The sequence below is a fragment of the Pseudomonas sp. K5002 genome (assembly GCF_013386655.1).
Lineage (GTDB): Bacteria > Pseudomonadota > Gammaproteobacteria > Pseudomonadales > Pseudomonadaceae > Aquipseudomonas.
Genome location: NZ_JACARK010000542.1, coordinates 1 through 4,030 on the forward strand (window position 1 = coordinate 1; position 4,030 = coordinate 4,030).

Here is a 4,030-nt window from a genome sequence, read left to right on the forward strand (position 1 = left end):
GGCCGGGCAATGTGCGCGAGCTGCAAAACGCCGCCGAGCGTTTCGCCCTGGGCCTTGAACTGGCGCTGGACAGCACCCCCGACAGCACTTCGCCTGGCATCCTCACCAGCACGCCCGGCGGCTTGAGCGAACAGGTCGAACAGTTTGAAAAAAGCCTGATCGCCGCCGAACTGGCGCGCACCCACAATTCCATGCGCAGCCTCGCCGAGGCATTGGGCGTGCCGCGTAAAACCCTGCACGACAAACTGCGCAAGCACGGGCTGAACTTCGCTGACAGCGGCAACAGTCACGCTGACGACGAATGACCCTTTTCCCCCTGCCACGAGGCCACCATGAGTCGCGATAGCCGTTACCTGGAATCGATCCTTCACCACGACATTCCCCTGACCCGGGAAATGGGCCTCAAGGTTATCGACTGGCAGGACCGGCAGCTGCAACTGCGCTTGCCGCTCGACGCCAACATCAACCACAAGAGCACCATGTTTGGCGGCAGCCTGTATTGCGGCGCCGTGCTGGCAGGTTGGGGCTGGCTGCATTTGCAGTTGCGCGAGGAAGGGATTGAAGACGGGCATATCGTGATTCAGGAAGGGCAGATCAGTTATCCGCTGCCGGTGACCACCGATGCGACGGCGATTTGCCAGGCACCTGATGACAAGGTGTGGAAGCGATTCGTCGCCACCTACAAGCGTTATGGCCGGGCGCGCTTGGCGCTGGAGACATGGATCGTCAACGAGGGCAGTGAAGAGCGGGCCGTGGCCTTTACCGGGCAGTACGTCCTGCACACATAACAAATGTGGGAGCGGGCTTGCTCGCGAAAGCGGTGGATCAGCCAATACATCTGGTGACTGACACACTGCCTTCGCGAGCAAGCCCGCTCCCACATTTTTGATCGGCGCTGTGCTTAAGACCGAGCCAGGGTCAGCAACCGCTCACGCCACTCCGCTTTAGCCGGCAATGCCAGGAAGAACGGGTTCAACAACGACGCCCGCGCCGGGTAACTGAACGGCTGCCCATCCAGCTCCAGCACTTCCCCACCCGCCCCTTCCAGCACCCCTTGTGCCGCCGCCGTGTCCCACTGCGAGGTGGGCGCCAGGCGCGGGTAGCAATCGGCGCTGCCCTCAGCCAACAGGCAAAACTTCAAAGAACTGCCGATATTGGCCAGCTTCAACTCGCCCAATCCGGCACTCAAGCCAGCGAGCAAGCGATCCTGTTCAGGGCTCGTGTGGCGACGACTGGCAACCACAGTAAATGCTTCACCGCTCGCCGGGGTCTGGCGCACCTGGATTTGCTTGGGCGCAGCACCTACATCGGAACGCCAGGCACCCAGCCCGGCACCCCCGAAGTAGCACCGACCGCTGGTAGGCATCGACACCACACCGAACACCACGCGGCCTTTTTCGATCAGCGCGATGTTGACGGTGAACTCCTCGCTGCCGGAGATGAATTCCTTGGTGCCATCCAGCGGGTCCACCAGCCACCAGCGCTGCCAACCGGCGCGCACGCTCTGGTCAATGTCCGCGTCTTCCTCCGAGAGCACCGGAATGCTCGGGTCCAGGGCAGTCAGCCCGGCGAGGATCAAGTGATGGGCAGCCAAGTCGGCGGCAGTGACCGGTGAATCATCGGTCTTGGTGGTGACGGCAACATCGGCGCGCCAATACGGCAGGATGACCTCGCCAGCCTGGCGGGCCAATTCGATCGCGGGGGCAATAAACGGGTGACCCAGGAACAGTTCGCTCATGGCTGGAACGCTCCACGTTGAGTCAACAGGTCGCGTACCAGGTACAGCGCGGCCAATGCGCGGCCCTCGCTGAACTGCTCGTTCTGCGCCAACTGCGAGAGCTCCCGCAGGTTGACCCGGTCGACGCGCATCGGCTCGGGCTCGTCGCCTTCCAGGCGCTCTTCATACAGTTCGGTGGCCAGCACCACCTGAATTTTCTGGCTCATGTAGCCGGGGGACAGCGACAGCTCGGTGATGTGCTCCAACTGGCGGGCGCCGAAACCGGCTTCTTCCTTGAGCTCACGGTCGGCTGCCGCCAACACGTCTTCGCCCGGTTCGATCAGGCCCTTGGGCAGTGACAGTTCATACTCGTCGGTGCCGCCACAATATTCTTCGATCAGCAACGCATGGTCCGAGTCGATCATCGCCACGATCATCACCGCGCCATATCCGGCCCCCCTGCCCACCAGGCGCTCGTAGGTCCGCTCCACGCCATTGGAAAAGCGCAATTGCACTTCCTCCACGCGGAACAAACGGCTACTGGCGACTATTTCGCGGGCGAGGACGGTGGGTTTCTGGCGCATGAGCGGCTCCTTGGCGTGATCGGGTTACTATACCGTGGCTTTTCCGATTGTCTGTGTCGGATATCTTTTCTTACATGAGTGTTCTTTATGCCTCCATTGCCCTGGCACGCCATCGACACCGTCCTGCTGGACATGGACGGCACCTTGCTCGACCTGCACTTCGACAACCATTTCTGGATGGAGCACCTGCCCCAGCGCTATGCCGAGTTGCATGGTGTGAGCCGGGCCATGGCCGAGATGGAGCTGCAGCCGCTGTTCGAGCGTAACGCCGGACAGTTGCAATGGTATTGCCTGGATTTCTGGAGCGCCGAACTCAAGATCCCGGTGCGCGAGCTCAAGCTGGAAACCGCGCACCTGATTGCCTTGCGCCCGGATGCCGACACCTTCCTGGCGGCGATCAAACAGGCGGGCAAGCGGGTGATCCTGATCACCAACGCCCATCGGGATTCGCTGTCGTTGAAGCTGGAACGCATCGAGTTGGCGCCTTATTTCGAGCGACTGATCAGCTCCCATGACTATGGTTTCGCCAAGGAAAACCCGCAGTTCTGGGACGCCCTGCACGCCGACATCGCCTTCGACCCGGCCCGCAGCCTGTTTATCGACGACACCTTGCCGATCCTGCGCAGCGCCCGGGATTTTGGCGTGGGGCACTTGCTGGCGGTGAAGGAACCGGACAGCCGGAAGGGGCCCAAGGACACGGCGGAGTTTGCAGCGGTTGGGGATTACCGGGACTTGATCGTAGGTTTGTAACAACACTGAAGGTCCAATGTGGGAGCGGGCTTGCTCGCGAATACGGTGTGTCAGCCACTGAATATATTGACTGATCCACCGNNCCCGCTCCCACATTGGGTCCGCGGATTACTCAGGAATACGCAGCGTCTGCCCTGGGTAGATTTTGTCCGGATGGGACAGCAGCGGCTTGTTGGCCTCGAAGATTTTGTTGTACTGGTTGGCATTGCCATACACCGCCAGCGAAATAGCGCTCAGGGTGTCGCCCTTTTTCACCACGACAAAGCGGGCCGCCGCGACAGCAGGACCGGAAACAGTGATCTGGTCATCAACACTCGCAACGCCGGCGATGTTGCCCAGCGCCAGCAATATCTTCTCTTTCTCTTCCTGGCTGGCGACTTCACCTGTCACGGTCACCTTGTCACCGTCGACGGTGGTTTGCACATTGGGGTTACCCAATCCAACCTTGGCCACGTGCTCTTTTAACTGCTCGCTCGCGTTGGCATTACCCGGTGTCAACAGGTCAATCAACTTCTCGCCTGCTTCCTTAACAAAGCTTAAAAGACTCATGGTGCGCTCTCCTTGGGATTTAATTTCCAGATGCCAAAGACTAGACCAGTCCTACAGAATTGGGTTCCAGCCTGACCAAAGACCCAAACACGCTAGAATCCCACCGCATTGGAATAAGCCCGGAGCGAAGATGGACATCAAACAGCTGAAATTCCTCATCGCCCTCGACGAAACCCGTCACTTCGGCCAGGCGGCGGCGCGCTGCCATATCACCCAGCCGACCCTGTCGATGCGCCTGCGCAGCCTGGAGGAAGAGCTGCAGTTGCCGCTGGTCAATCGCGGGCAGCGCTTCGAAGGCTTTACCGCCCCCGGCGAACGCGTGCTGGCCTGGGCACGCACGGTGCTGGCGGCCTATGACGGCTTGCAGGCCGAGGCCGCTGCGTGTCGCGGCAACCTGGTAGGCACGTTGCGCCTGGGGGTGGTGCCGTTG

Annotated in this window: 7 protein-coding genes; 4 read left to right on the forward strand and 3 right to left on the reverse strand. The window is 60.9% G+C overall.

Annotated features, from left to right (window positions below):
- On the forward strand, positions 1-305 hold a 305-nt coding region (locus HX846_RS22915), incomplete at its 5' end, for a helix-turn-helix domain-containing protein (protein ID WP_306173138.1).
- A 27-nt stretch (positions 306-332) separates the two neighbouring features.
- Entirely contained in the window at positions 333-788 is a 456-nt protein-coding gene (locus HX846_RS22920) for a YiiD C-terminal domain-containing protein (RefSeq protein WP_003213222.1), read from the forward strand.
- Between the two features lie 113 nt (positions 789-901).
- Here HX846_RS22920 and cysQ read toward each other — a convergent pair whose 3' ends face one another.
- Positions 902-1,738: a 3'(2'),5'-bisphosphate nucleotidase CysQ gene (cysQ, locus tag HX846_RS22925; RefSeq protein ID WP_008435771.1), complete on the reverse strand. Its 837-nt coding sequence runs from the start codon at positions 1,736-1,738 to the stop codon at positions 902-904.
- The gene (gene nudE / locus HX846_RS22930; RefSeq protein WP_003213218.1) at positions 1,735-2,301 is read right to left on the reverse strand and encodes an ADP compounds hydrolase NudE; all 567 of its coding nucleotides are present in this window, start codon (positions 2,299-2,301) and stop codon (positions 1,735-1,737) included. Before nudE ends, cysQ begins: the two co-directional genes overlap by 4 nt.
- Positions 2,302-2,388: 87 nt before the next feature.
- Between nudE and yrfG the strand changes: the two genes are divergently transcribed.
- Positions 2,389-3,051 carry a GMP/IMP nucleotidase gene (gene yrfG / locus HX846_RS22935; RefSeq protein ID WP_003213217.1) on the forward strand — a complete coding sequence of 221 codons (663 nt, stop codon included), beginning with the start codon at positions 2,389-2,391 and terminating at the stop codon, positions 3,049-3,051.
- A 108-nt stretch (positions 3,052-3,159) separates the two neighbouring features.
- Here yrfG and lysM read toward each other — a convergent pair whose 3' ends face one another.
- Positions 3,160-3,600 carry a peptidoglycan-binding protein LysM gene (gene lysM, locus HX846_RS22940; RefSeq protein ID WP_003213215.1) on the reverse strand — a complete coding sequence of 147 codons (441 nt, stop codon included), beginning with the start codon at positions 3,598-3,600 and terminating at the stop codon, positions 3,160-3,162.
- Between the two features lie 130 nt (positions 3,601-3,730).
- Here lysM and HX846_RS22945 point away from each other — a divergent pair.
- On the forward strand, positions 3,731-4,030 hold a 300-nt coding region (locus HX846_RS22945), incomplete at its 3' end, for a LysR family transcriptional regulator (protein WP_178966142.1).

Bases quoted from the DNA above. Each gene is read 5' to 3' on its own strand.
- nudE (WP_003213218.1), bottom strand. From the start codon at position 2,301: ATGCGCCAGAAACCCACCGTCCTCGCCCGCGAAATAGTCGCCAGTAGC.
- cysQ (WP_008435771.1), bottom strand. From the start codon at position 1,738: ATGAGCGAACTGTTCCTGGGTCACCCGTTTATTGCCCCCGCGATCGAA.
- HX846_RS22920 (WP_003213222.1), top strand. From the start codon at position 333: ATGAGTCGCGATAGCCGTTACCTGGAATCGATCCTTCACCACGACATT.
- yrfG (WP_003213217.1), top strand. From the start codon at position 2,389: ATGCCTCCATTGCCCTGGCACGCCATCGACACCGTCCTGCTGGACATG.
- lysM (WP_003213215.1), bottom strand. From the start codon at position 3,600: ATGAGTCTTTTAAGCTTTGTTAAGGAAGCAGGCGAGAAGTTGATTGAC.